We start from the raw sequence: 25008 nt of genomic DNA, 5'->3' as shown, positions 1-25008 counted from the left end.
TTGGGGTGCCCTTTTTTGTCTGAGGGCCAAACCATGCAAGAGATTTCCACACTCAACTGGCTGAGGATCGGTGCTTTGGGCGTGATCTGGGGGGCATCCTTCATGTTCGTCTCGGTCGCCCTGACCGGGGTGGGGCCGTTCTTTCTGGCCGCTGTGAGGATCGTCCTGGGGGCGGGGTTTCTGCTGTGTCTGCTGCGGGTGAAGGGGCGGAAATTGCCACCAAGAAACGGCGTGGACGGGCGAAAAATCTGGCAGTTCGCCTTGGTTATGGCGTTGTTTTCAAATGTTTTTCCCTTCATCCTTTTGTCATGGGCGCAGCAATCCGTGGCCTCGGGATTTGCCGGGGTCTGCATGGCAGCGGTGCCGCTCCTGATCCTGCCTTTGGCGCATTTTCTGGTGCCGGGAGAGCGGATGCATCTCAGGCGGTTGGTGGGGTTTGTTCTGGGCACGACGGGCGTTGTGGTGCTGATCGGGCCGGGTGCCTTCACATCGACCGGCAAGGACCTGGAATCCTTGGCAAGATTGGCCTGTCTCGGGGCGGCGGGGGGCTATGCGATTGGCTCGATTGCCACGCGATTGTCGCCGGAGGTGGACCGTTTGGCCCTGTCCGCGCTGGTTCTGACATTGGCCGCCGGGATGATCCTGCCTTTGGCGCTGGTGGTTGAGGGATGGCCTAGTGCATTGAATACAAAGAGCTTATTGGCGCTGCTTTATCTTGGCGTCCTCCCGACCGGGGTGGCGCAAGTCCTGCTGGTGCAGGTCAACCGCGAGGCGGGCCCAAGTTTTTTCAGCCTTGTCAATTACATGGTGCCGGTCTGGTCGGTGATCCTTGGGGCGCTCGTGCTCGGCGAGGCATTGCCGCCGAGTTTGCTGGCGGCGATGACGCTGATTCTGGTGGGTGTCGGCATGAGCCAATGGGGGGCCCTGCGCCGGGTGTTTGGCGCGAGGTGACGTTTACAGAACTTACGAAATGCCCCCGGATTCTGTAAGGTCCCTACCCTACCGCGCGCCCCGATCAGGATTTGGCAAGCAACCGGCTTCAATCTGTGGACAAGTCACGATCCTAGACGAGGTTTCGACAAGTCTAGGATCGCGGCGCGGCAAGGGTCGCGCGCCAGAGGTCGAGCGCGGCACGGGTTTCCGCGACATCATGCACGCGCAGGATCTGCACCCCCTGCGCCGCGCCGCCCAAGGCCACGGCGAGCGAGCCGGGCATACGGTCGGCGGCAACGGGTGTGCGGCTGATGTCGCCGATGAAGCGCTTGCGCGAGGCACCAAGGAGGATCGGACAGCCGAGGCTGTGAAAAAGCGAGAGGTTTTGCAGAAGGGTAAGGTTATGCGCGACTGTCTTGCCAAAGCCGATGCCGGGATCGGTCACGATGCGCGCGCGGGGAATACCAAGCGCGACAAGCGCCTCGATCCGCGCGGCGAGCCAATCGTAGACATCAAGCAGGACGTGGTCGTAACGCGGGTCTTGCTGCATGGTCTCGGGCGTGCCCTGCGCGTGCATCACGCAAACCGGCAGGGCATGGGTGGCGGCATAGGGGCCGAGGGCGGGATCATAGGTAAAGCCCGCCACATCGTTGATGAGATTGGCCCCCGCCGCATGGGCGGCCTGAGCCACGGGTGCCTTGCGGGTGTCGATGGAAATGGGCGTGGCGATACCGGCGCGCAGGGCCGCGATGACCGGGGCGGTGCGGGCGATTTCGTCATCCACGGGCACGGGGGCCGCACCGGGGCGGGTGGATTCGCCGCCCACGTCCAGAATTGCGGCGCCGTCGGCGGCCATCTTGCGGGCATGGGCGAGGGCCACCTCGGGGTCAAAATGCTGTCCGCCGTCGGAAAAGCTGTCGGGGGTCACGTTGAGGATGCCCATGATCTGCGGCGCGGCCATATCGAGCGAGGCCACCGGCGCGCGGGGCGTGGTGAGGTTCTGCATCGCTTCGGTCGGCAGGTCGACCGCGGGCATGAGATAGGAGGGCGCGGCGCGGTCCAGCACCTCGACCGTATCGAACCAGCACAGACCGCCCGCGAGGGTCAACGCACCGGCAGGGCGGGCGGGATCGGTGCGGGGGATGGGGCGATAATAGGGCATGAACGGCCTCGATGCGGCATGGGATCAGGCCGGGGAGGTAAGGGGCTGCGCCGCCGCGGTCAAGACCGTGCCGGTTCAGACGCTTGCGTCGGGCGCGGGGCGCACCGTCACGCCATTGATGCGCCAGCCCTCGGGGGTTTCGATCATCTCGTAATCCACGATCCACGCCGCGCCCGCCGCATCGAGGACGCGAACCCCCTGCCAGAGCCGCCCGGCAATCTCGCGCATTTCAAGAAAGGTCACATCCGAAGGGCGCCAGACCATCGGATAACCCTCACGCACCATTGTCCCGAATTGTTCGGGCGAGCCGAATTTCTGCTGGATGAAGGGGCTGGCATAGCCATAGGCGCGGGTGACGTCCTGTGCCAGAAACGCCTCGATCTGCGCTGTGATCACGGCCTGCGCGTCCGGATCGGCGCGCAGGGGTGCAGCAAGACCGAGCATAAGGAGCAAAGACAGGATCAGAGGGCGCATGGCAGACCTTTCGCTGCTGCGCAGGTAGCCCTCATGCCGCAGAGGTCAAGCGATCAGGGCGTTTGCAGCGTTTCGAGATAGGCCACCAGATCGACAACCGGCTGGCTGGTCAGCATGGTCTGACCGCGTTCGGTGCGCAGGCCCACGTCGCGATCCTCGAAGAAGCTGCCATAGATCGGCATCGGGCTGCCGTGCGACACGAGAGGGTCGCGCCCGTCGATCCGGCGCACCACCCGTTCCACCGGGAACCGGCCATTGTTGCTGGATTTGAGCGCGGTCAGGTCAGTGGGATGCAGTGTCAGCACCGCCCGCATGGGGCCAAAGCCGGTGCCGTCAGCACCGTGGCAGGCGGCGCAATAGCGCTCGTAGGTCTGGGTTCCGGCGCGGATGTCCTGGGCTTGCGTGGCGTTTGTCAGAGCGAGGCTTGCCAAGATTACGATCGAGAGTGTCGCGCGCATGAGAGGTCTCCTTGCGGTGTCCAAAAGCGGTGGTTCTCTTTTATAGGTCCGGAGCGTGCCCCATGCCTTGATCGGGATCAACCGGCAAGGTCACAGACCTGCGCCCAGAGGGCATCCGGCACGGTAACGGAATCGCAGCTGCGCTTGCCCTGCCCCGGCATCCGTGCGCCCGGGTCCGTGGTCGCGGCCTCTGCCACCTGCGCCAGCCGGTCAAAGAAGGCGCCCGACAGGTCCGGATCCATCAGCAGGTAATACTGGCCCAGATCATGCGGGGGGCCATCCGGCGCCTTGAGCGGTTTCACATCGCGGCTGACCACGCCGCCGGTCATGCCAGCGGCCAAAAGCTCGGCCATGAGGCCAAAGCCCCAGCCCTTAGCCCCGCCGATGCTGACGAGAGAGCCGCCCAGCGCCGCCTCGGGGTCGGTGGTGGGGTTTCCTTCCGCGTCAAGCGCCCAGCCGAGCGGGATCGGCTGGCCTGCCGCCTTGGCCATGGTGATCTTGCCAAGTGCTACAACGGTGGTGGATTGGTCGAACTGCATGGCAAGACCGCCCTGCCCGTCGGGCACCGAGAATGCGATGGGATTGGTGCCGATCACCCGCGTCTTGCCGCCCGGTGCGGCCACGATGGGCGAGGCATTGGTCATGCCAAGGCCAATGAGCCCGCGCCGCGCGATCTGTTCGGTGAAATAGCCCAGCGAGGTGCAGGTATGAGCGTGACCGATGGCAAGGCTGGCCACGCCATTGTCGCGCGCGGCCGCGGCGGCGCGGTCGATGCCACGGGCAAAGGCGGGTTGGGCAAAGCCCATGCGCGCATCGACCATGATCGCAGCGGGGCGCGGCTGGGTCACCTCTGGTTCGACGGTGCCGTTGACGCGGCCCGAGCGCAATTGCTGGCAATAGCTCTCGAGATAGTAGAGGCCGCAGATGCGGTTGCCGATGCTTTCGGCGGCACGCACGGCGCGGGCGACCTCTGCCGCGATCCAAGGGGCGGCCCCATGGCGAATGAGGGCCGCCGTGGTGCGGGTCTCGATGTCGTTCAGGTCTATGTCGGCCATGGTGCCCCCTCTCGCGGTATCTGCGCCGACAGCTATGGGTGCGCGGGCGGCGCGCGGTCAATCCAATCCTTCTGAAGCAGAGTTCAGTTTGGCCGAAATCGCGGTCTGGTGGCGGGGCTTTGCAGGGGATGGCGCGATGCTCTTGCTCCTTGGGGCCAAGGCGGGGTAAGAGCAGCAAAAGCGCAATAAGGGAAGGGCAGCATCATGCGGCGTGTCGTTGTCACAGGTCTGGGTCTCGTGACCCCGCTGGCCGATGGGGTCGAACTGAGCTGGAGCAGGCTCTTGGCGGGGCAATCGGGGGCGGGCACCATCATCCGCTTTGACCCGGTCAATGTGGTGACGAAATACGCCTGCCAGATCCCGCTGGGCGATGGCACCGACGGGACGTTCCTCGCCGATAAGTACATGGAGCCGAAAGAGCGCCGCAAGGTGGATGATTTCATCCTCTACGGCATCGCCGCCGCGCAGCAGGCGGTCGAGGATTCGGGCTGGATGCCCGAGGACGAGGACGCGCGCGAGCGCACCGGCGTGATGCTGGGATCGGGTATCGGCGGGCTGCGCTCGATCGAGGAAACCGCCGGGATCATCCGTGAAAAGGGCGTGCGGCGGGTGTCGCCGTTCTTTATCCCCGGCGCGCTGATCAACCTGATCTCGGGGCAGGTCAGCATTCGCTACGGGTTCAAGGGACCGAACCATTCGGTCGTCACCGCCTGCGCCACCGGCGCGCATGCGATTGGCGATGCCGCGCGCCTTATTCAATTGGGCGACGCGGATGTGATGGTGGCAGGCGGGGCCGAAGCCTCGATCTGCGAGATGGGGATTGCCGGGTTCAACGCCTGCAAGGCGCTGTCGACCAAGCGCGCCGACGATCCGCAAGCCGCCAGCCGCCCCTATGACATGGACCGCGACGGGTTCGTCATGGGCGAAGGTGCGGGCGTGGTCGTGCTTGAGGAATACGAGCATGCCAAGGCGCGCGGTGCCAAGATCTATGCCGAGATCCTCGGCTACGGTCTCTCGGGGGATGCCTATCACATCACCGCGCCGTCCGAGACGGGCGATGGCGGCTTTCGCGCGATGCAGGCGGCGCTGAACCGCGCCGGGCTCAGCCCGTCGGATATTGATTACGTCAACGCGCATGGCACCTCGACCATGGCCGACACGATCGAGTTGAAAGCGGTCGAGCGGCTCTTGGGCAATGCGGCGGCGAATGTGACGATGAGTTCGACAAAATCCTCGGTCGGGCATCTTCTGGGCGCGGCCGGTGCGGTCGAGGCGATCTTCTGTATTCTGGCGATCCGCGATCAGGTGGCCCCGCCGACGATCAATCTGGACAATCCGGCGGTGGAAACCCCGCTTGATCTGGCCCCCAACGCCAAGCGCGAACGCAAGATCGACGTGGCGCTCAGCAACAGCTTTGGCTTTGGCGGCACCAATGCGGCGCTGATTGTCGGGAAGCCGCGCTGATGTGGCGACACATCGTCTCGAACTTTCTGACGCTGCTGGTGGTGGTGGTGTTTCTGCTGGGCGGTGTGATCCTGTGGGGGCAGCAGCAATACTCGGCGCGCGGCCCCTTGTCGGATGCGATCTGTCTGCGGGTTGATCCCGGCAGCACGATGCGGCGCATCTCCAGCCGGTTGGAAAGTGACGGGGCGGTGACGAGCGGCGCGATTTTTCGCATCGGCGCGGAATATACCGAGAAGGACGCGCTGCTCAAGGCGGGTAGCTGGCTCATTCCCGAAGGTGCCAGCATGGCGGAGATCACCGACATCATCACGCGCGGCGGAGCCAGCACCTGTGGCACCGAGGTTGTCTATCGGCTGGGTGTGACCGAGACCGAGGTGGTGGTGCGCGAGCTGGATGCCGCCTCTGGGCGCTATGAGGAGCGGGCCAAGTTCGATCCCAATGCCGAGGGCGCGCCACCGGCCGAGTTCACGGAAGTGCGGGAACAGGCCGATACGCGCTATCGCGTGGCGCTGGCTGAAGGCGTGACAAGCTGGCAGGTGGTCGAGGGGCTGAAGGCGGTCGATGTGTTGACCGGCGAGGTGGCCGAGGTGCCGGCCGAGGGCACGCTTGCGCCCGACAGCTACGAGGTGCGCGCCGGCGATACGCGCGAAAGCGTGCTCACCCGCATGACCGAGGCGCAGGCGGTCATTCTGGCCGCGGCGTGGCAAGGGCGGGCCGAGGGCCTGCCGCTGAAATCGGCGGAAGAGGCGCTGATCCTTGCCTCGATCATCGAGAAGGAAACTGGCGTGGCGGATGAGCGGCGACAGGTGGCGAGCGTCTTTGTCAACCGGCTCAACCGTGGCATGCGGCTTCAGACCGACCCGACGGTGATTTATGGCGTGACCGAAGGAAAAGGCGTGTTGGGCCGGGGTCTGCGGCAGAGCGAATTGCGCGGCGCAACGCCGTGGAACACCTATGTGATCGAAGGGCTGCCGCCCACGCCCATCGCCAATCCGGGCCGCGCCAGCATCGAGGCGGCGGTGAACCCCGACAGCACGGATTATGTGTTCTTCGTGGCCGATGGCACCGGCGGCCATGCCTTTGCCGAGACATTGGACGAGCACAACCGCAACGTCGCCCGCTGGCGTCAGATCGAGGCGGAGCGCGGGAATAACTGAGGGGCCATTCGCCCCAAGCCCCCGCGCGGAACAAGGCGCATAGCGCCGCCGCGCGGATCGCTGGGCCGTCCCGCGGCCTAGCGACCGCGCGGCGTATCCAGGCCCCCTCACCGCCCCCGTATTCTCGGGTCCAGCGCGTCGCGCAGGCCGTCGCCCATGTAGTTGATCGACAGCACCGTGAGCGAGATGCCAAGGCCGGGCCAGAACACGCGTTCGGGGTAATCCTGCAGATACTGCACCGCGTCATTCAAGAGCCGCCCCCATGTCGGGAAATCGGGCGGAAAGCCCAGGCCGAGGAACGACAGCGCGCTTTCGGTGATGATGGCATTGGCAATGCCAAGCGTGGCCGAGACCATGATCGGTGACATCACATTGGGCAGGATATGCCGGGTGATGAGGCCGAAATTGGTGGTGCCGATGGACCGCGCGGCGAGGATGAATTCGCGCTCTTTCAGCGCCAGCACATCGCCGCGCACGATCCGCGCCGTGGGCATCCAGCTTGTGACGCCAATGGCCACCACGATCAGGATGAAAATCCCGGTCTCGGGGCCAAAGACACCGTTCAGGCTCTCGCGAAAGAGCAGCACCATCACGAGCAGGAGCGGCAGAAGCGGCAGCGACAGGAATAGGTCCGTGAGCCGCATGAGCGGCCCGTCAAGGCGGCGAAAGAACCCCGCCAGAACCCCCACCAGCGAGCCCAGCACCAGCGCCAGCAGCATCGCCGTCAGACCCACCGCAATCGAGGTCTGCCCGCCCGCCATCATCCGTGCCAGCGTGTCGCGGCCAAGCTGGTCGGTGCCAAAGGGATGCGCCCAGCTTGGCCCCTGATTGCGCGCGCGAATGTCGATGAAGGTGGCGTCATAGGGCCAGACCAGCGGACCAAGGAACACCGCCGCGATAATGAGGATCAGAACGACACTGCCAATGAGGGCGCCGCGATGGCTGCGGAACTGATCCCAGACATCGCGCCACTGGCTGCGCGGCGGGGCTGTCGGGCCGGTGTCGGCGAGGGCCGCGATGGGTTTCGGGGTTTCAGTCATAGCGAATCCTCGGGTCGAACACGCCATAGAGCACGTCGGCGACGATGTTGAAAAAGACGATCAGCACGGCAATCATGAAGGTCACGGTCTGCACCATCGGCAGGTCGTTGGCCTCGATCGCGGTGATCAGAAGCTGGCCCAGCCCGTTCACCTTGAAAATCTGTTCGGTGATGATCGCGCCGCCAAAGATCGAGGGCACGCCAAGCGCAATGACCGTGATCACCGGGATCATCGAATTGCGCAGCACATGCACCATGACCACCGACCATTCCGACAGCCCCTTGGCGCGGGCGGTGCGCACGTAATCCTGATTGAGGTTGTCCAGCATCGAGGCGCGCATGAAGCGGCTGATCTGCGCCGTGGTCTGCAGGGCGAGCACCATCACCGGCATGACCATCTGCATCAATTGCTGTTTGAAGGTGGCCCAGTCCACCACCACCAGCGTGGTGTCATAGATCGAGGGCAACCAGCCCAGTTGCACCGAAAAGATCACGATCACCAGCACGCCGGAAAAGAAGGGCGGGACCGAATAACCGACCATGGTGACGAATGTGCCGGTCTGGTCGAACACGGAATATTGCCGATAGGCGGAATAGATGCCGATGGGCAGGGCAATGAGGATGCCCACCACATAGGACATGGCCACCACCCAGAGGGTTTGCGGCATGCGCTGCACGATCACATCCATGACCGGCGAGCGGAATTGCCAGCTGAGCACGCGCTGTTGCCCTTCGGCCCAGGCCGTACCGAAAAGCCAGTCGATGAAGGTCATCGGCTCGACCACAAAGAATTGCCACATCCATTTGCCAAAGCGGATATGCGTCGGATCGCCGAGGCCGAGGGCCAGGCGCATCTTTTCCTTGACCTCGGGCGGCACGGTCAGGGGGACCTGCGCCATGGGATCGCCGGGGGCAAGTTCGAGCAGGAGAAAGATCACAAGGCTGATGAACAGCAATGTCGGGATCGCGAGGACGAACCTTCGGATCGTATAGGTCAGCATGCGCGGTGCCTCATGCGGTCGGTCTTGCGGGGGTCTGACAGGCAAGGTGCCGCCCCGGAGATGATCCGGGGCGGCTGTTGAAGGTCAGATCACTTGATCCGGAACCAGTCCGCGGCGTTCCAGAGCTCGGTGTCCCAGGTGTTCAACTCGACCCCGCCCAGCGTGTTGGAGCGCGCCGAGACGCGGCCCCGATCCACCAGCGGCACGATGGTATAGCTGTCCTTGGTCAGCATGTCGTTGAGTTTCTTGGCAATCTCGCCGCGCTTGTCCAACTCGGCGGTGCGGCCCAGTTCCTTGACCAGTTCGTCATAGGCCGGATCACAGAAGCGGTTGATATTCTCGCCCTGCCATTGGGTTTCCGGGCGCGGGGCCTTTTCACAGGTATAGCCTGCCAGATAGCTTTGCGGATCGGTGCCATCGAAGTTGTTGGCATACATTTCCACATCGGCGTAGAACTTGGGGAAGGTATCGGGGCTGCCCGGATCGCTGCCAAAGAACACGGAGGCAGAGATGTTGCGCAGCTCGGTTTCGACGCCGATTTCCGACCACCACTGTTTGATCAGCGCCTGAAAGTCCTGGCGCACGGCGTTGGTCGAGGTCTGGTAAAGCAGCGACAGCTTGCGCCCGTCCTTTTCGCGGATGCCACCGGCGCCGACGGTCCAGCCCGCCTCTTCCAAGAGCGCCTTGGCCCCTTCGATGTCCTGCGTCAGGCAATCGGTGTTGTCGGAGGCAAAGATTTCCGGTGCCGGCACGAGGTTGCAGGTGGGACGCCCCGCCTTGCCATAGCCGATTTCCGTCAGCAATTCGCGGTCAATCGCCATCGACAGCGCCTTGCGCACGCGCATGTCGGTCAGGATCGGATGCGGATGCTTGGCGGTCGAGCGTTCGCCCTCGGGCAGGTCGGGTGAGGGATCGGTGAGGTTCATCTCGATCCGTTCGACCAGCGTGCCAAAGGCCGACATGGCCACGCCCTTGCCTGCCGCCTCCATGTTGGCGATCACATCAGGGGCAAGTTGCAGGTTCCAGGCATAGTCAAACTCGCCGGTTTCCAGCACCGCGCGGCCCGCCGCCGTGGCATCGCCGCCGCCCTTGAAGGTCATCGTGGCAAAGCGCGGCTTGGCCGGGTCGCGATAATTGGGGTTGGCCGAGAGCGAGATCACGTCATTGGGGCGGAATTCATCGACCTTGAAGGGGCCGGTGCCGATGGGGGCGAAGTTGGCGGCACTGCATTCCTGCGCTTTGGCACCGAGGCAGTCCGCGAATTGCGCCGCCTGAATGATCGGGGCCTGCCCGCCCATGAAGGGGCCGTAGGGCACCGGGGTGGGCTGAGAGAAATTGACCTTGACCGTCAGGTCGTCGATCACCTCGACCGAGGACACGCCCTCATACTTGCCAAGCTGGGCACAGCCGCCTTCGGGGTGCATGCAGTATTCGGCGGTGAATTTCACGTCATTTGCGGTAAAGGGCGTGCCGTCCGACCACAGGATACCCGGCTTGATCTTCCATGTGATCGAGGTGAGGTCCTCGGACACGCCGCCATTTGCGACGGTGGGGATTTCTTCGGCCAGGTAGGGGATCATCTCGCCCTTGGTGTTGTAACGGCCCAGGGGTTCGATCACGAGGCTGGCGGCCTCGACCTCTTTGGTGCCGCCCGAGAGATAGGGGTTCATGATGGACGGCGCTTGCCAGTAGATCAGGTTCACGTGGCCATCGGCGCCGCGCTCGGCCATCGCCATGGAGGCGAGGCTGGTGACGGCGGTGGCACCGAGCATGAGAGATTTCAGGGTCATGGCTTTGGTCTTCCTCCGGTGTTGGACAGCGATTCTTGGGCCGTCTCATTCGTTTATCCGCGGCGCGTTATGCTTGGCCGGGCGCATGCCGGTCGGGTGCGGTGAGCCCACAACCCTGACTGGCATGGGCATCACAGACCGGATCAGAATAAAAAGCAAGCATTGCATTTGAGCGATTGGTCAAGATTGCGTCAGGCCTGCGGCGTTATTTGACAGGGGCGCGCGAAAGTGAGTAGCGTTTAGGCATCCTTCCCTGATCACAGAGGCCGCGCCCATGCTGGATACCCCGATTGTCCGGATCGAGAACCTCCGGGTCGAGTTCGAGACGCGGGATGGGCCGGTCGTCGGGGTCGAGGATGTGTCTTTTGCCGTCAATCCCGGCGAGACGGTCTGTGTCGTGGGCGAGAGCGGATCGGGCAAATCGGTCTCGTCGCTGTCGCTGATGCGGCTCATTGATTACGGCGGCGGCACGATTGCGGGCGGGCGCATCCTCTTTGACCGCAGAGAGGGCGGCGCGGTGGATCTGGCCAAGACGGATCAGAGCCTGATGCGCACGATCCGGGGCAACGAGATCGGCATGATCTTTCAGGAGCCGATGACCGCGCTCAACCCGGTCTTTACCGTGGGGCGGCAATTGTCCGAGGGGCTGCGCGTGCATCGCGGGTTGGACAAGGTGGCGGCGCGGGCGCAGGCGCTGGAGCTTTTGCGCGAGGTGCGGATACCGGAACCCGAACGGCGGCTGGAGCAATATCCGCACGAACTCTCGGGCGGGATGCGGCAACGGGTGGTGATCGCCATGGCGCTGGCCTGCAAACCGCGCCTTCTGATTGCGGACGAACCGACGACCGCGCTCGACGTGACCATTCAGGCCGAGATTCTGGCACTGATTGACCGGCTCAAGCGCGAAACCGGCACGGCGGTGATTTTCATCACGCATGACATGGCGGTCGTGGCGCAGATGGCTGACCGGGTGGTCGTGATGTTTCGCGGCAACAAGGTGGAAGAAGGGCCGGTCGAGCAGATTTTCGAGGCCCCGCGCCATGATTATACCCGCGCGCTGCTGGCGGCCGTGCCCAAGCTGGGCGAGATGCGCGGCAAGGCCTGGCCCGAGCCGATGCGCCTGTTGGGCGCGGACGCGCAAGAGATCGCGCCGATCAAGGGGCAGGATCAGGAGCTGTTGCGCGTCAAGGGGTTGATCACGCGGTTCCCGGTCAAGGGCGGGTTCTTTCGCAGGACGCTGGCCAATGTCCATGCGGTCGAGGACGTGTCCTTTTCGCTCAACAAGGGGCGCACTCTCAGCCTTGTGGGCGAGTCGGGTTGCGGCAAATCCACCGCTGGCCGCTCGATCCTGCGGCTGGTGGAACCGATGGCGGGCGAGGTGGTGCTGGATGGCGTTGACATCATGGCGCTTGGGCCCGCCGATCTGCGCCGCGCCCGCGTGGATATGCAGATGGTCTTTCAAGACCCGTTCGCAAGCCTCAATCCGCAGATGAAGCTGGCGGCGCAGGTGGCGGAGCCGATGAAGAATTACGGGCTGGCCTCGGGCTCCGAGATCGAGGACCGGGTGGCGATGCTCTTTGACCGGGTGGAACTGCCGCGCTCTTTCCTGCGGCGGTTTCCGCACGAGTTGTCGGGCGGACAGCGGCAGCGGGTGGCGATTGCCCGCGCGCTGGCGCTCAACCCCAAGCTCATTGTCGCGGATGAGGCGGTGAGCGCATTGGATGTCAGCGTGCAGGCGCAGGTGCTCAACCTGATGATGGAATTGCAGGCCGATCTGGGGCTGAGTTACGTCTTTATCAGCCATGACATGGCCGTGGTCGAACGGGTGAGCCATGATGTCGGCGTCATGTATCTGGGCCGGATCGTCGAGCGGGGGCCGCGCGCGGCGGTGTTCGAGAACCCGCAGCATCCCTATACGCAGGCCCTGATGAAGGCGGTGCCGATCGCCGATCCGCGACGGCGCAAATCCGAGAAGGACCTGAATTTCAAGCCGATCCCCTCGCCCATCCACCGGGTCGGCTACGTGCCGGGGCCGTCGGTCTATGAAGAGGTCACACCGGGGCATTTCGTGCTGACATCCGAAAGCGGATATTGAGCATGGCCACGCGTTTGACGCCGTTCGAGATCATGGAGCGGCTGGTGGCCTTTCCCACCGTGAGCCGCGACAGCAATCTGCCGCTGGTGGATTGGGTCGAGAACTATCTGGCAAGCCACGGCATCGCCGCGCATCGCCATTACGACGAGACCGGGCAGAAGGCCGCGATTTTCGCCCATGTCGGGCCCGAGGTGGCAGGGGGTGTCGTCCTGTCGGGTCATACCGATGTGGTGCCCGTGGATGGCCAGCCCTGGAGCAGCGATCCCTTTCGCGTGGTCGCGCGCGACGGCAAATATTACGGGCGCGGCTGCTGCGACATGAAAGGCTTTGACGCGCTGGCAATCTGGGCGCTGGTCGAGGCGCATCATTCGGGCGTGGCGCGCCCGCTGCAACTGGCGCTCAGCTATGACGAAGAGGTGGGCTGCATCGGCGCGCCGCCGATGATTGCGGCGATGCAGGGCGTTCTGCCGCGCGCCGACCTCGCCATAATCGGCGAGCCGTCGATGATGCAGGCGGTCACGGGCCACAAGGGCGGGCTGGGCTACGAGGTGCATGTGGTGGGCTACGAGGTGCATAGCTCGATCCTGCATCTGGGCGTCAATGCGATCATGGCCGCCGCCCCGCTGATCGACTGGGCCAATGCGCGCAATGCCGAGAACCGGGCGAAGGTGCCAACGGATCTGGCCGCGATGTTCGAGCCACCTTGGACCACGCTGCATGTCGGGCAGATTTCGGGCGGCACGGCGCATAACATCACCGCCAAGGATTGCCGCTTTGGCATGGATTTCCGGGTGGTGCCGGGCGAGGATGCCGAAGGATGGGGGCAGCGGTTCGAGGCCGAGGTGCGCGCCGCCGAGGCCGCGATGCAGGCGGTGCGCCCCGAGACGCGGATCGACCTGCGCCCGAGGTTCCGCGTGCCGGGCCTGCAACCCGAAGAGGCGGGCGCGGCGGAGGGTCTGGTGCGCCAGATCACCGGCGACAATGGCCGCCATGTGGTCAGCTACGGCACCGAGGCGGGGCAATTCCAGGAGGCGGGCTATTCGGCGGTGATCTGCGGACCCGGCGACATCGCGCAAGCGCATCAGCCGGATGAATACATCACCGTGGCACAGTTCGAGGCAGGCCATGATTTCATGCGCGCCCTCTTGGGGCGGTTGGCGGGGTAAAGGCCCCTGCCCCTTGCCCCGCCCCCTGCCCTAGGATACTCCGACGGCATCAAGCATTTCATCTCGAAGGTGCCCTGCCCATGCGTCTGAGCCGTTACTTTCTGCCCGTTCTCAAGGAAACCCCCGCGGAGGCGCAGATTGCCTCGCACCGGCTGATGCTGCGGGCGGGGATGATCAAGCAGGCGAGCGCCGGGATCTATTCCTGGCTGCCGCTGGGCTTCAAGATCCTGCGCAAGCTGGAAAACATCGTGCACGAAGAACAGGTGCGCGCGGGCCATATCCCGGTGCTGATGCCCACGCTGCAATCGGCGGACCTGTGGCGCGAGTCCGGGCGCTATGACGATTACGGCGCGGAAATGCTGCGGATCAAGGACCGGCATGATCGCGACATGCTCTATGGTCCGACCAACGAAGAGTTGATCACCGATATTTTCCGGGCCCATGTCGGCAGCTACAAGGACCTGCCGCTCACGCTCTATCATATCCAGTGGAAATTCCGCGACGAGGTGCGCCCGCGCTTTGGCGTGATGCGGGGCCGCGAGTTCCTGATGAAGGACGGGTATAATTTCGACCTGACCAAGGAAGACGCGCTGCACGCCTATAACCGCCACATGGTCAGCTACCTGCGCACCTATGAGCGGATGGGATTGCAGGCCATCCCGATGCGCGCCGATAGCGGGCCGATCGGCGGCGACGACACGCATGAGTTTCTGGTGCTGGCCGATACGGGCGAATCGGAGGTGTTCTACGACAGCGCCATCACCGATCTGACCCTTGGCAACCGCGTGGTGGATTATGCCAGCCGCGAAGAATGCGAGGCCATCGTCAAGGAATGGACCACGCCCTATGCACGCACCGACGAGACCCATGACGCAGCACTCTACGAGGCGATCCCCGAGGCGCGGCGCAAGGCCAGCCGTGGCATCGAGGTGGGGCAGATTTTCTACTTCGGCACCAAATATTCCGGGCCGATGGGCGCCAATGTGCAAGGGCCCGACGGCAAATCCGTGCCGGTGCATATGGGCAGCCATGGCATCGGCGTGAGCCGTCTGATCGGCGCGATCATCGAGGCCAACCATGACGACAAGGGCATCATCTGGCCCGAGGGCGTGACGCCGTTCCATGCCGGGATCGTGAATCTGAAACAGGGCGATGCCGAGGCGGACGCCGCCTGCGAGGCGATTTATGCGTCGCTGGTGGCGCTGGGGATGGAGCCGCTCTACGATGACCGCGACGAGCGGGCGGGCGGCAAGTTTGCCACGATGGACCTGATTGGCCTGCCGTGGCGGATCACCGTGGGACCGCGCGGGTTGAAGAATGGCGTGGTCGAGTTGACCTGCCGCCGCACGGGCGAGAGCGAGGAACTGCCGCCCGAACAGGCCGTCGAAAAGCTGGCGCTGGCCTATGCGGGGCATGTGCTGCGGCCGAGTTTGTGAGGGTGTGATTGGGGTGAGACTCCCCGAACTCCCCCGCGCGGAACAAGGCGCGGAGCGCCGCCGCGCGATCGCCGGGCCGTCCCGCGGCCTAGCGATTTTGAGAGGGAGCGCCTCACTGTGAGGTCATACGGACTTGGCTGGCACAAAGTGGCAGTCACGTCTGTTGCATCGCTAGTCCCCGGCCCAGCGACCGCGCCGCTCATCGCTTGGGGCTGAGGTTACCCCCCTCCCTTGACGCCCCCGGACGAAACCCCCACTCTCCGCCCGAACCCGAAACCAAGGAGCCGGAATGGCCAGAACGCCTGCCCCCTTTGCCGCCTTTGAATGGTTGATCGCCTGGCGCTATCTGCGCGCCAAGCGGGCCGAGGGCGGCGTCAGCGTCATGACCTGGATCAGCCTTATCGGCATCACGCTGGCGGTCTTTGCCCTTATTGCCACGCTCGCCGTGCGCTCGGGCTTTCGCGCGGAATTCGTCGATACGATCCTTGGCGCCAATGCGCATGTCACGGTTTACAATTCCGGCGCGGTCGATGCCTCGGGGCGCGTGGACCGCAGCCTTGAGGATTACGCCGCCATGGCCGAGCGCGTGCGCGCGGTTCCCGGCGTGACCCGCGTGGCCCCGCTGGTCAAGGGTCAGGTCATGGCCAATGCCCGCGACCGCAACGCAGGGGTGCAGGTTTTCGGCATCATGGCCGAGGATCTGAAAACCATCCGCCGCGTGGCCGATCCCGAGACCTCTCAAGGGGATATTTCCCGCTTTGACCAGGGCATCGCCATCGGGTCCGGCGTGGCGCAGGAACTCGGCGTGACAGTGGGCGACCGGATCAAGCTGATCTCGCCCAACGGGGTCAAGACGCCGCTGGGCACCAGCCCGCGCGTCAATGCCTATGAGGTGGTCTATATCTTCACCGCCGGGCGCTATGACATCGACCGGGTGCGCGCCTATCTGCCCTTTGCCGAGGCGCAGACATTCTTCAACCGCGACGGGCGCGCGGATGAACTGGAAGTGATGGTGAGCGCGCCCGAACGCGTCGACGACCTGACCCTGCCGCTGCTGGAGGTGGCGGGCGAGCGGGCCATGCTCTGGACATGGCAAGACGCGAGCGGCGCCTTCCTGCGCGCGCTCGAGGTGGAGGATAACGTGATGTTCGTGATCCTCTCGATCCTCGTGCTGATCGCGGCCATGAATATCACGAGCGGCCTGATCATGCTGGTCAAGAACAAGGGCCGCGACATCGGCATCCTGCGCACCATGGGGTTGACCGAGGGGTCGATCCTGCGCGTCTTTTTCATCTGCGGGGCCTTTACCGGGATGATCGGCACGGCGATGGGGGTGATCTTGGGGTGTCTCTTCGCGCTCTATATCGACCCGATCTTCAGCTTTGTGAACATGGCCATGGGCGGTCAGGTCTGGGATCCGTCGATCCGTGGCATTTACCGGCTGCCCGCAGAATTGCGTGCCGAGGATGTGATGTCGGCGGTGGTGCTGTCGCTGGGCCTGAGTTTCGTGGTCACGATCTTTCCGGCGCGGCGTGCGGCGCGGATGAACCCGGTGGAGGCGCTGCGCTATGAGTGAGGCGGTGTTGCGCCTGAGCGGCGTCGAGAAGATCTACAATCGCGGCCTGACCTCTGAGGTGCGGGTGCTGAACGGTGTCGATCTCACGCTCGCGCGCGGCGAGATGGTGGCGCTGGTGGCCCCGTCGGGGGCCGGCAAATCCACGCTGCTGCATATCGCGGGGCTGCTCGATACGCCCGACGCGGGCCGGGTCGAGATCGGGAGCGAGGACATGACCGGCCTCAACGACCGGCGGCGCACCATGGTGCGGCGGCAGGAGGTGGGCTTTGTCTATCAGTTCCACCACCTCCTGCCCGAGTTCAGCGCGCTGGAAAACATCGTGCTGCCGCAACTGGCCAATGGCGTGGCACGGCGCGAGGCCGAGACGCGGGCGCAGGCGCTGCTGGAAGAGGTGGGTGTCGGGCCGCGCGCCGGGCACCGGCCCTCGGCCATGTCGGGGGGCGAGCAACAGCGCGTGGCCTTTTGCCGGGCGCTGGCCAATTCCCCCCGCGTTCTCCTGGCAGACGAGCCGACGGGCAATCTCGATCCCGGCACCTCGGATCAGGTCTTTGCCGCGCTCACGGGGCTGGTGCGCGGCACGGGCCTCTCGGCGCTGATTGCCACGCATAACCTTGATCTGGCGGCCCGGATGGACCGTATCCTGCGGCTGGATCAGGGGCGGGTCGTGCCGGGCTGAGCGGCCGGGCTTACAAACCCGACTGCGCCACGTCCTGAAAGAGCACCGGCACGCGGCAGGATTTGGGCGGTGCCTCGCCGATCATCAGGAGATCCGAGGCCTCGATATGGCCCGCGAACCACGCCGCGAGCGCCACGGGGTCATCGGTCGCGACCCCCGGCCCGTCCACGGCATCCAGCACGATCTTGGACGGGGCCCAGACGCTGATCTGCCCATGCTTCATCGACCAATCCAGCTCGGTCCGGGTGGCCACCACGACGCAGCGCTCGTCGCGCCCCGCCAGAACCCAGGCGTTCTGCTCCATCGCCAACAGATCCACGCGGCGCTGTGTCATGCGGTGGCCCGTCTGGGGCGCGGCCAGATCGGCGCGGCCCACGCAGAGGATCACCGGCTCGGCCCGCGCCTCGAGCTGGTCGAGCCAACGGGCCAGATTGGGCGAGCGGATCGCGGCATTGGTCAGGAACACCACATGCGGATGCGGCGTGGTCGCGGCATGGGAGGTGATCGGCTTGGTCTTGAGGTCATTGACCGAGCGCACGATCTCGACGCCCAATGCCCCCGGACCCCGGTCCAGCTTTTCGATACGGACAAAGGTGCGCACCGCCTGCGGCTCCCACAGGATGCGTTCGGCGATACGTTCGGCGAGGGTTTCGAGCAGGTTCAGCCGCTCTTCGGCCAGTTCGGCGGCAATCGCCTCTGTCACCTTGTCATAGCTCAGGATGCGGTCCACATCATCCTCGATGGCATCGGTCAGCGGGCGCACCTCGACCACCACGTTAAAGCAGATGCGCTGTGTCGTGCCGCGCTCGGCCTGAAAGGCACCGATTTCGACCTCGACAATATGGTCGCGCACGGAAATACGATCGAGCGGGCCGTCGGGCGCCGTGGCGGAAGCGCGGGCGGCTGGGTGCTCGAAGGCGAGGCGGATTTCATGTGTCATAGGTTTCAGTGCCTCTGCTTTTCTCGCATCGGGCTTAGCATGGCCGCATGTGACGGTGGAAGGGTGAATGCGACAAGGGGGGGCGGGTTGGCGGCACGTGCAGCGATTCGATGGTTGACGGCCTTGCCCTGCAGGACATGCGGCCTCTGCATCGCGTCGATATCGCGTCAGTGCGGGGCGGATATGGGGGGAGGGTTAACGCGGGGGGCGATGCCTGACGGCGCAAGATGCGGGACGGGGGCAGAGGTGGGGTCAGGCTCCGGCCCGAAGCAGCCCCGGTGCGAAACCGCGGGGCTGCTGATCGAGGACCTTCATGCCGGATCAGGTGAGTGAGCGGTGTGCGGACAATGCCGTCGTGGGCTCCTTGAAGGTCAACGGGAGCTTTGGCGCGACAAGGCGCAGAAACGAACGTGAAGATCAGAGGCCGGTCGAAGGTTCAAAGCTGAGCAATTCGAAGGTCATCTTTCCTTTGGCGTCAAACTTCTGGATCGTCTCGCCATTGCGGACAACTGTCAGGCATCGGTAGCGGCCCTTGTCGGCGGCCATGGACACACAGACCTGATCTGCATCGGTGATGGCAAAGGCACCCGTGCCCTTCCATCCTCCGCTGACGAGCTCGCCCTCAAGCTCGTTATCGGGGTGGTAATAAAAGTGAAACATCTTGTCGCCAGACTTCGCGGTGACGGTCTTGCCGATCAGAAGCTCCGCGATCTGGTCCGACGTGAGCCGCTCGCCTCCGCCGTCAATCGCGACTTCGAGGTCGGATCCTGCAACTGCCGTGGTAGCCGTCAGGGCCATGGCAGCCGTCATCGTGAAAATTTTGGAACGCGTCATATCGGATCTCCTGTGTTCGTCCAAAGTTGTTGTGTCGGGCCGAATGCCCTGAAACTTGGTTAGACGACGCGGTCCGGTGCGGCTTGATAGGACGCTGACAATTTCTGACATCCATATGACAATCGCCCAAGGCCGTTGCGCCGATGTCGCACAGGGGTGTAAATGGGTCATGTATCGCTTTGAGACATTTGAGCTTGACCCGGCCAAAGGATTGACGCGTTCAGGAAAGCCGGTTGCCCTTGAGCCACAGGCGATACAACTGCTCGAATATCTGATCCGACAAAGAGACAGGATAGTGAGCAAGCAGGATCTCGTCGACGAGATCTGGGGGGGGAACGCGATTACCGATGCGGCCCTGAACACGCGCATCCGCTCCGTGCGCAAGGCTCTGGGTGACTCGGCAGCGAGCGCGAAATACATCAAGACCTTTCCGAAACGCGGCTTCCAGTTCGTGGCCCCGGTGACCGTGACCGATGCTCAGGGTCCTTCGGAGCGCAGGCCGTCGGGGAAATGGACGCTGATCGCCGGCGCCTTTACGGCGCTTCTGCTCGTGCTGGTCACGCTCATGTTTCCGGACGACGGCCCGGCTGTGCTGGATACCGAAAAGCCGTCTCTGGCTGTTGTGCAGTTCGACAATCTTGGCGACGAAGACAGGCTGCAGTATTTTGTCGACGGGCTGACGGATGACCTCATTGGCCACCTGTCCCGCAATCGTGAATTGTTCGTCGTCTCGAGCGCGACCATGTTCTCCTATGCGGAAGATCAGGAGACGCCAGTCGAAATCGCCCGTGATCTCGGCGTCAGCTATGTTGTCCGAGGAAGTGTGCGCCGGTCCGAAGGCAAGGTGCGCGTGAGCGTCGAGCTTATTGATGTGGCCGCGAGCGAAACCATCTGGGCAGAGGTCTTTGACTCGGAATTGACGGACGTCTTCGATGTTCAGGACAAGATCAGCGGAGCGATCGCCGGCCGGTTACTGCCGGAAATCTATCAGTCGGACGACGCACGCCTGAGCGCAAAGCCAACCGAGGATTTCGGCGCTTGGGAGCTTTATCTGCGCGGGCGCATGCGGCAGGCGGTCTTCACCAAAGAGGCCCAGTACGAGGCCGTCGGTATTGCTCAGGATGCGATTGCGCGCGATCCGGAGTTTGCGGCCGCGTACAGTCTGAAAGCGCGTGCGCTCGGGACGATTTTCTTCTTTCAATGGAGCGAGACACCGCAGGACACTCTGGTTTCCGCGACCGAAGCCGCAACCCGCGCGATTGAACTCGATAACCGTGATGCACAGGCGCATGCGGCTCTTGGCTACATTTACCGGTTTACCGGCGACGCCGAGCCCGCGATCGCAAATCTGGAACGTGCCGTTTCTTTGAACCCTAACGACGCGCGCATTCGTCTGGAGCTTGCACACACCTACGACTGGTTTCGCATGCAGGACCTTGCATTGCCTCAGATCGAGATGGCGATCGACCTCAGTCCGCGGGACCCCATGCTTCAGAACATGTATTTCTACAAGGGTCACATCCTGTTCCATCTTGGTCGTCACGATGAGGCACTTGAAGCCGCGCATCGCCTGGGCGCCGTGGCCACAAGTGACACCTGGAGGATCTTTCATAACCTCCTGCGTGCCGCGAACCTGATCGAACTCAACCGTGGCGACGAGGCGCGCAACGCGATAGACGCAGCTCTGTCGATCAATCCGAACCTTTCGATCTCGGCAATGCGACGGCAGTTCGCCGGATCAAAGAACCATCCCGAAAACCGCAGGATCTGGCTTGAAAGCCTGCAGAACGCGGGGCTGCCTGAATAACGCACGGCATATACGGAATATCCCGGTACCAGACGTTCTTGAGTGTTGCAGCAACTGTTGAAATGGGCTCGATCCCGCCGCGCGCCGCTGTCGGTTTGAAGGTCGGCTGCCGGGATACGGTCGAAGCTTCCCGCTGCGGCATCTGTGACACTCATGCCGCCGGGTGCGCGCCGTTACCGCCGGGCGGGGTGTATCCGCGATGGCGCGCACGATCCAGACGTCTTTGAAATGCTCTGTCGCCGTGGCGGGTGGGGCGGGGCTTCCCCGTTCACGAGAAAGGCCCCGGATTTCTCCGGGGCCTTTGGGGTCTTGCGCTGCGCCTTAGTGGGCGGGCTGCTTGTCCCAGTCTTCGCGCTTGGGGAGCTGTTCAAAGGTATGCTCCGGCGGCGGCGACGGCAGGGTCCATTCCAGCGTGTCGGCATATTCGTTCCACGGGTTCGGACGGGTCTCGCGTGCGCCCCGGAAGAGGGCATAGATCACGAGGCCGAAGAAGAACACGAAGGACGCGAAGGAGATGAAGGCACCGACCGACGACCACCAGTTCCAGACCGCGAAGGCCTCGGGATAGTCGATGTAGCGGCGCGGCATGCCCTGACGACCCAGGAAGTGCTGCGGGAAGAAGGTCAGGTTCGCACCGACGAACATCGCCCAGAAGTGCAGCTTGCCGCCCCATTCGGGGATCATGCGCCCGGTCATCTTGGGGAAGTAGAAGTAGATCCCCGCAAAGATCGCGAACACCGCGCCCAGGCTCATCACGTAGTGGAAATGCGCCACGACATAGTAGGTGTCGTGATAGGCGCGGTCCACGGCGGCCTGGCTGAGGACAATGCCCGTCACACCACCCACGGTGAAGAGGAAGAGGAAGCCGAAGGCCCAGAGCATCGGCACGCGGAACTCGATGGAGCCGCCCCACATGGTCGCGATCCAGGAGAACACCTTGACGCCCGTCGGCACCGCGATGACCATCGTTGCCAGCATGAAGTAGCTCTGCTGCGTCAGCGACATGCCCACGGTGTACATGTGGTGCGCCCAGACGACAAAGCCCAGAACACCGATCGCGATGAGCGCCCAGACCATCGGCAGATAGCCAAAGATCGGCTTGCGCGCGAAGGTGGCGATCACGTGGCTGATGATGCCGAAACCGGGCAGGATGATGATATACACTTCCGGGTGGCCAAAGAACCACAGGATGTGCTGATAGAGGATCGGATCGCCGCCGCCCGAGGGATCAAAGAAGGTGGTCCCGAAGTTGCGGTCGGTGAGCAGCATGGTGATTGCGCCCGCCAGAACCGGCAGCGACAGCAGGATCAGCCACGCGGTGACAAAGATCGACCAGGAAAACAGCGGCACCTTGAACAGGGTCATGCCCGGCGCGCGCATGTTGAGGAAGGTGGTGATCATGTTGATCGCACCCAGGATCGACGAGGCCCCCGACACGTGGACCGCGAAGATCGCGAGGTCCATCGACATGCCGCCTTCGTTGGTCGAGAGCGGCGGATAGAGCACCCAGCCCACACCAGAGCCCAACTGACCGTTGCCGCCCGGCGCCAAGAGCGAGGCCACACCCAGCGAGGTGCCCGCAACATAGAGCCAGAACGACAGGTTGTTCATGCGCGGGAACGCCATGTCCGGCGCGCCGATCTGCAAGGGCATGAAATAGTTGCCAAAACCGCCAAACAGCGCGGGAATGACGACAAAGAACATCATCAGCACGCCGTGATAGGTGATCATCACGTTCCACAGGTGGCCGTTGGGCGTGCATTCGGCGACGTCAGAGGCGATGAATCGCGCGCCTTCCATGCACATGTATTGAACGCCCGGTTCCATCAGTTCCATCCGCATATAGACGGTGAACGTGACCGAGATCAGGCCGACGAATGCCGAGACGATCAGATAGAGGATACCGATATCCTTGTGGTTCGTGGACATGAACCACCGGGTGAAAAACCCGCGCTGATCTTCGTGTTCGTGGCCGTGAATGGCTGCATCTGCCATTGTCTGCCTCCTGCTGGTGTTGGTGCCGGGGCATGGAAACCCTGAGTCTCACTTGCCCGTGATGTTTCAGGGTTTTAGATTGTCCGGGGGGGCGCGGCAATGCGCGAATTTGATGCAGATCAAAGAATTTTGTCGCACCCCCTTGCGGTCGGGGGCGGGAATGACGGGGGGTTTGGGGGCGTGGCGCTCGGGTGCGGAGGCCGAGAGATAAGACCTGTCCCCTCACCCCTCCGGCTTGGGCGGGGGCGTATAGGTGTTGGGGTTGGAAAGCCATTTTTGGTATTCGGTATTGAAGGAGTGGGGGCCTTCATCTGGCAATACCCAATCCGGCCAATGATCCGGGCGCTTAGTCCGATCAGGCAGGCGCACGCTGTCATCGCCGAAACTTGCATTGACCTGTTCGGCGCTAATCGGCACCTTTCTGAAGTCCACCTCTCTCACGGCGGCACTTTGGAAAGTAGCCGCCGTGAGAAAGGTGGAGCTGTCCATCCGCGCCCGCGCGAGGTCCGCCCCGTCCATCCACGCCTCCCAGAGGTCCGCCCCCTCCATCCGCGCCCTGCCCAGGTTCGCCCCCTCCATCCGCGCCGCGATCAGGTTCGCCCCCTCCATCCGCGCCGCGATCAGGTTCGCCCCCTCCATCAGCGCCTTCCAGAGGTCCGCGCCTTCCATCCGCGCCGCGCCGAGGTACGCCCCCTCCATCCGCGCCGCGCCCAGCTTCGCCCCCTCCATCCGCGCCCGGCTCAGGTCCGCCCCCTCCATCCGCGCCATGCCCAGGTTCGCCCCCTCCATCCGCGCCTCGCTCAGGTTCGCCTCCTCCATCCGCGCCGTCCAGAGGTTCGCCCCCTCCAGCCGCGCCCCTTGCATCAAGGCCCCGGAAAACACCGCGTCAGAGGCATCTGGACGTTTCGCCGAGAGGTCTGCACCTTGCAGATTGGCCCCGCGCAGATCCAGCCGATAGCCGGAATAGGCGCGCAACCCCTTGCGCCATGCGTCTAGTCTCTTCTTGAAGGCGTCGATCTCTGCTTTTGTCCGGGTGGCGTCGCCGTAAACGTCTGGCAACGGGTCAAGGGCCGTATCAAACGGCCAGATCGTCCCATCTGTGCGCGGATTGGGCCAAGCCGCCTCTGCCTGCCGCTGTTCGGCGGTGCGGCGCCCCAGAACCTGCAACGCCTGCGCAATATCGGCGCGGGGTTTCGGCAGGCTCGCCGCCCATTCACGCGCGTTGGCATTAAAATGTTTCCCAAACCGCGCCTGTCGCCACATCTCATGCGCCGCGCGCTCTTCCTCTGTGGCATCGTCCTTCAGCGGCTCCCACTCTGGCAAGGGAAAGTCGCGCGGTGGGGTAGCCTTGGAATTCTCCCGCACATAGGCGCATAAAATCTCCATCACCCGCACATGATCGCGCCCCTTGTCATAGCGCGTGCTGTCCTGTGCGATGCGTTCCAGCGACAGGATCGCCCCGATGCGGACCTCGATATTGGGAACGGTGGTTTCCTCGCCGTCGCGCTTGACGCTCTTTTCCGCCCCCAACTGCTCCACCGCCTTGTTGATCCGGTCGGTGATATGGCCCTCTTTCTGATAGCGCACCGTCTGGTGTTTAAGGACCGTGCTCCAGATCAGGAAAGGGGCACCCAGGAGCGCGGTGATCAGGGCACCCGCCCCTAGATTTATCGCCCCGCCTTCACCGTTGATCGCTAGATCAACAGTGTGCCAGAGCACCACAAATGCAGCGATCAGTGATCCAGCAAAAAGTGCGGGGACCGCTACCACCAAGAGCGTTCCGATGAGACGCCCAAATGACCTCGCCCCTACCCAATTGGGCGCGTTCTTGACGCCCATCCAGTCGAGCAAATCCTGTGGCGGCTCTTTATCCTTCATACGGGGCACCCTTTACCGACGCGCCCCGCAACCTTGGCGGGATCGGGGCCTCGGGGCAAGGGGCTGGTTTAT

The 25008-nt window shown here is 63.8% G+C and carries 20 protein-coding genes; 9 read left to right on the top strand and 11 right to left on the bottom strand.

The features are described from left to right. Nucleotides 1-33: 33 nt before the first annotated feature. Entirely contained in the window at nt 34-951 is a 918-nt protein-coding gene (locus tag MVC20_RS12495; RefSeq protein WP_297541843.1) for a DMT family transporter, read from the top strand. 133 nt (nt 952-1084) lie between these two features. On the opposite strand, the gene folP is transcribed toward MVC20_RS12495, so the two are convergent. The 4 genes from folP to MVC20_RS12475 form a co-directional block, all read right to left on the bottom strand. After that, nucleotides 1085-2095 (bottom strand): dihydropteroate synthase, encoded by a 1011-nt coding sequence (gene folP, locus MVC20_RS12490; RefSeq protein WP_297541841.1) that lies wholly within the window; start codon nt 2093-2095, stop codon nt 1085-1087. Between the two features lie 75 nt (nt 2096-2170). After that, nucleotides 2171-2569, bottom strand: coding sequence for a DUF4864 domain-containing protein (locus MVC20_RS12485; protein ID WP_297541839.1), 399 nt, complete (start codon nt 2567-2569; stop codon nt 2171-2173). Between the two features lie 53 nt (nt 2570-2622). Continuing rightward, nucleotides 2623-3027, bottom strand: coding sequence for a cytochrome c (locus MVC20_RS12480; protein ID WP_297541837.1), 405 nt, complete (start codon nt 3025-3027; stop codon nt 2623-2625). Between the two features lie 77 nt (nt 3028-3104). Further along, nucleotides 3105-4082, bottom strand: a complete 978-nt coding sequence (locus MVC20_RS12475) for an Ldh family oxidoreductase (protein WP_297541835.1) — start codon at nt 4080-4082, stop codon at nt 3105-3107. 204 nt (nt 4083-4286) lie between these two features. On the opposite strand from MVC20_RS12475, the gene fabF reads away from it, so the two are divergent. Beyond that, the gene (gene fabF / locus MVC20_RS12470; RefSeq protein WP_297541833.1) at nt 4287-5546 is read left to right on the top strand and encodes a beta-ketoacyl-ACP synthase II; all 1260 of its coding nucleotides are present in this window, start codon (nt 4287-4289) and stop codon (nt 5544-5546) included. After that, nucleotides 5546-6703 (top strand): endolytic transglycosylase MltG, encoded by a 1158-nt coding sequence (gene mltG, locus MVC20_RS12465; RefSeq protein ID WP_297541831.1) that lies wholly within the window; start codon nt 5546-5548, stop codon nt 6701-6703. Before fabF ends, mltG begins: the two co-directional genes overlap by 1 nt. A gap of 107 nt (nt 6704-6810) precedes the next feature. Here the strand turns inward: mltG and MVC20_RS12460 are convergent, their stop codons facing one another. The 3 genes from MVC20_RS12460 to MVC20_RS12450 form a co-directional block, all read right to left on the bottom strand. Beyond that, nucleotides 6811-7743 carry an ABC transporter permease gene (locus MVC20_RS12460; RefSeq protein WP_297541829.1) on the bottom strand — a complete coding sequence of 311 codons (933 nt, stop codon included), beginning with the start codon at nt 7741-7743 and terminating at the stop codon, nt 6811-6813. After that, nucleotides 7736-8743 carry an ABC transporter permease gene (locus tag MVC20_RS12455; RefSeq protein ID WP_297541827.1) on the bottom strand — a complete coding sequence of 336 codons (1008 nt, stop codon included), beginning with the start codon at nt 8741-8743 and terminating at the stop codon, nt 7736-7738. Before MVC20_RS12455 ends, MVC20_RS12460 begins: the two co-directional genes overlap by 8 nt. Before the next feature lie 89 nt (nt 8744-8832). Next, nucleotides 8833-10533 (bottom strand): peptide ABC transporter substrate-binding protein, encoded by a 1701-nt coding sequence (locus MVC20_RS12450; RefSeq protein ID WP_297541825.1) that lies wholly within the window; start codon nt 10531-10533, stop codon nt 8833-8835. A 274-nt stretch (nt 10534-10807) separates the two neighbouring features. Here MVC20_RS12450 and MVC20_RS12445 point away from each other — a divergent pair, with 274 nt between their 5' ends. The 5 genes from MVC20_RS12445 (at nt 10808) to MVC20_RS12425 (ending at nt 17482) form a co-directional block, all read left to right on the top strand. Then, on the top strand, nt 10808-12628 hold the full coding sequence (locus tag MVC20_RS12445; protein WP_297541824.1) for an ABC transporter ATP-binding protein: 1821 nt from the start codon (nt 10808-10810) through the stop codon (nt 12626-12628). 2 nt (nt 12629-12630) lie between these two features. Continuing rightward, nucleotides 12631-13794: an acetylornithine deacetylase gene (argE, locus tag MVC20_RS12440; RefSeq protein ID WP_297541822.1), complete on the top strand. Its 1164-nt coding sequence runs from the start codon at nt 12631-12633 to the stop codon at nt 13792-13794. An 80-nt stretch (nt 13795-13874) separates the two neighbouring features. Continuing rightward, complete coding sequence (proS, locus tag MVC20_RS12435) at nt 13875-15230, top strand: proline--tRNA ligase (protein WP_297541820.1); 1356 nt, start codon at nt 13875-13877, stop codon at nt 15228-15230. A 289-nt stretch (nt 15231-15519) separates the two neighbouring features. Beyond that, nucleotides 15520-16806, top strand: a complete 1287-nt coding sequence (locus tag MVC20_RS12430; RefSeq protein ID WP_297541818.1) for a lipoprotein-releasing ABC transporter permease subunit — start codon at nt 15520-15522, stop codon at nt 16804-16806. Beyond that, nucleotides 16799-17482: an ABC transporter ATP-binding protein gene (locus MVC20_RS12425; RefSeq protein WP_297541816.1), complete on the top strand. Its 684-nt coding sequence runs from the start codon at nt 16799-16801 to the stop codon at nt 17480-17482. The genes MVC20_RS12430 and MVC20_RS12425 overlap by 8 nt, the downstream gene beginning before the upstream one ends. 10 nt (nt 17483-17492) lie before the next feature. On the opposite strand, the gene MVC20_RS12420 is transcribed toward MVC20_RS12425, so the two are convergent. Both MVC20_RS12420 and MVC20_RS12415 read right to left on the bottom strand, forming a co-directional pair. Next, nucleotides 17493-18422, bottom strand: coding sequence for a dihydroneopterin aldolase (locus MVC20_RS12420; protein ID WP_297541814.1), 930 nt, complete (start codon nt 18420-18422; stop codon nt 17493-17495). A 417-nt stretch (nt 18423-18839) separates the two neighbouring features. Continuing rightward, the gene (locus MVC20_RS12415) at nt 18840-19256 is read right to left on the bottom strand and encodes a hypothetical protein (protein WP_297541812.1); all 417 of its coding nucleotides are present in this window, start codon (nt 19254-19256) and stop codon (nt 18840-18842) included. A gap of 115 nt (nt 19257-19371) precedes the next feature. Here MVC20_RS12415 and MVC20_RS12410 point away from each other — a divergent pair, with 115 nt between their 5' ends. Next, nucleotides 19372-21063 (top strand): winged helix-turn-helix domain-containing protein, encoded by a 1692-nt coding sequence (locus tag MVC20_RS12410; protein WP_297541810.1) that lies wholly within the window; start codon nt 19372-19374, stop codon nt 21061-21063. A 321-nt stretch (nt 21064-21384) separates the two neighbouring features. Here the strand turns inward: MVC20_RS12410 and ctaD are convergent, their stop codons facing one another. Both ctaD and MVC20_RS12400 read right to left on the bottom strand, forming a co-directional pair. Further along, a complete protein-coding gene (gene ctaD, locus MVC20_RS12405) occupies nt 21385-23058 on the bottom strand; it encodes a cytochrome c oxidase subunit I (RefSeq protein WP_297541808.1) in 1674 nt (557 codons plus the stop codon). Between the two features lie 222 nt (nt 23059-23280). After that, complete coding sequence (locus tag MVC20_RS12400; RefSeq protein ID WP_297541806.1) at nt 23281-24936, bottom strand: pentapeptide repeat-containing protein; 1656 nt, start codon at nt 24934-24936, stop codon at nt 23281-23283. Nucleotides 24937-25008: the final 72 nt, after the last annotated feature.

Source organism: Roseovarius sp. (assembly GCF_027019125.1).
Lineage (GTDB): Bacteria > Pseudomonadota > Alphaproteobacteria > Rhodobacterales > Rhodobacteraceae > Roseovarius.
The sequence above is the reverse complement of the archived record's forward strand: the minus strand, read 5'-3'. Positions and strand labels throughout refer to the sequence as shown.

Bases quoted from the DNA above. Each gene is read 5' to 3' on its own strand.
- MVC20_RS12495 (WP_297541843.1), top strand. From the start codon at position 34: ATGCAAGAGATTTCCACACTCAACTGGCTGAGGATCGGTGCTTTGGGC.
- folP (WP_297541841.1), bottom strand. From the start codon at position 2,095: ATGCCCTATTATCGCCCCATCCCCCGCACCGATCCCGCCCGCCCTGCC.
- MVC20_RS12485 (WP_297541839.1), bottom strand. From the start codon at position 2,569: ATGCGCCCTCTGATCCTGTCTTTGCTCCTTATGCTCGGTCTTGCTGCA.
- MVC20_RS12480 (WP_297541837.1), bottom strand. From the start codon at position 3,027: ATGCGCGCGACACTCTCGATCGTAATCTTGGCAAGCCTCGCTCTGACA.
- MVC20_RS12475 (WP_297541835.1), bottom strand. From the start codon at position 4,082: ATGGCCGACATAGACCTGAACGACATCGAGACCCGCACCACGGCGGCC.
- fabF (WP_297541833.1), top strand. From the start codon at position 4,287: ATGCGGCGTGTCGTTGTCACAGGTCTGGGTCTCGTGACCCCGCTGGCC.
- mltG (WP_297541831.1), top strand. From the start codon at position 5,546: ATGTGGCGACACATCGTCTCGAACTTTCTGACGCTGCTGGTGGTGGTG.
- MVC20_RS12460 (WP_297541829.1), bottom strand. From the start codon at position 7,743: ATGACTGAAACCCCGAAACCCATCGCGGCCCTCGCCGACACCGGCCCG.
- MVC20_RS12455 (WP_297541827.1), bottom strand. From the start codon at position 8,743: ATGCTGACCTATACGATCCGAAGGTTCGTCCTCGCGATCCCGACATTG.
- MVC20_RS12450 (WP_297541825.1), bottom strand. From the start codon at position 10,533: ATGACCCTGAAATCTCTCATGCTCGGTGCCACCGCCGTCACCAGCCTC.
- MVC20_RS12445 (WP_297541824.1), top strand. From the start codon at position 10,808: ATGCTGGATACCCCGATTGTCCGGATCGAGAACCTCCGGGTCGAGTTC.
- argE (WP_297541822.1), top strand. From the start codon at position 12,631: ATGGCCACGCGTTTGACGCCGTTCGAGATCATGGAGCGGCTGGTGGCC.
- proS (WP_297541820.1), top strand. From the start codon at position 13,875: ATGCGTCTGAGCCGTTACTTTCTGCCCGTTCTCAAGGAAACCCCCGCG.
- MVC20_RS12430 (WP_297541818.1), top strand. From the start codon at position 15,520: ATGGCCAGAACGCCTGCCCCCTTTGCCGCCTTTGAATGGTTGATCGCC.
- MVC20_RS12425 (WP_297541816.1), top strand. From the start codon at position 16,799: ATGAGTGAGGCGGTGTTGCGCCTGAGCGGCGTCGAGAAGATCTACAAT.
- MVC20_RS12420 (WP_297541814.1), bottom strand. From the start codon at position 18,422: ATGACACATGAAATCCGCCTCGCCTTCGAGCACCCAGCCGCCCGCGCT.
- MVC20_RS12415 (WP_297541812.1), bottom strand. From the start codon at position 19,256: ATGACGCGTTCCAAAATTTTCACGATGACGGCTGCCATGGCCCTGACG.
- MVC20_RS12410 (WP_297541810.1), top strand. From the start codon at position 19,372: ATGACAATCGCCCAAGGCCGTTGCGCCGATGTCGCACAGGGGTGTAAA.
- ctaD (WP_297541808.1), bottom strand. From the start codon at position 23,058: ATGGCAGATGCAGCCATTCACGGCCACGAACACGAAGATCAGCGCGGG.
- MVC20_RS12400 (WP_297541806.1), bottom strand. From the start codon at position 24,936: ATGAAGGATAAAGAGCCGCCACAGGATTTGCTCGACTGGATGGGCGTC.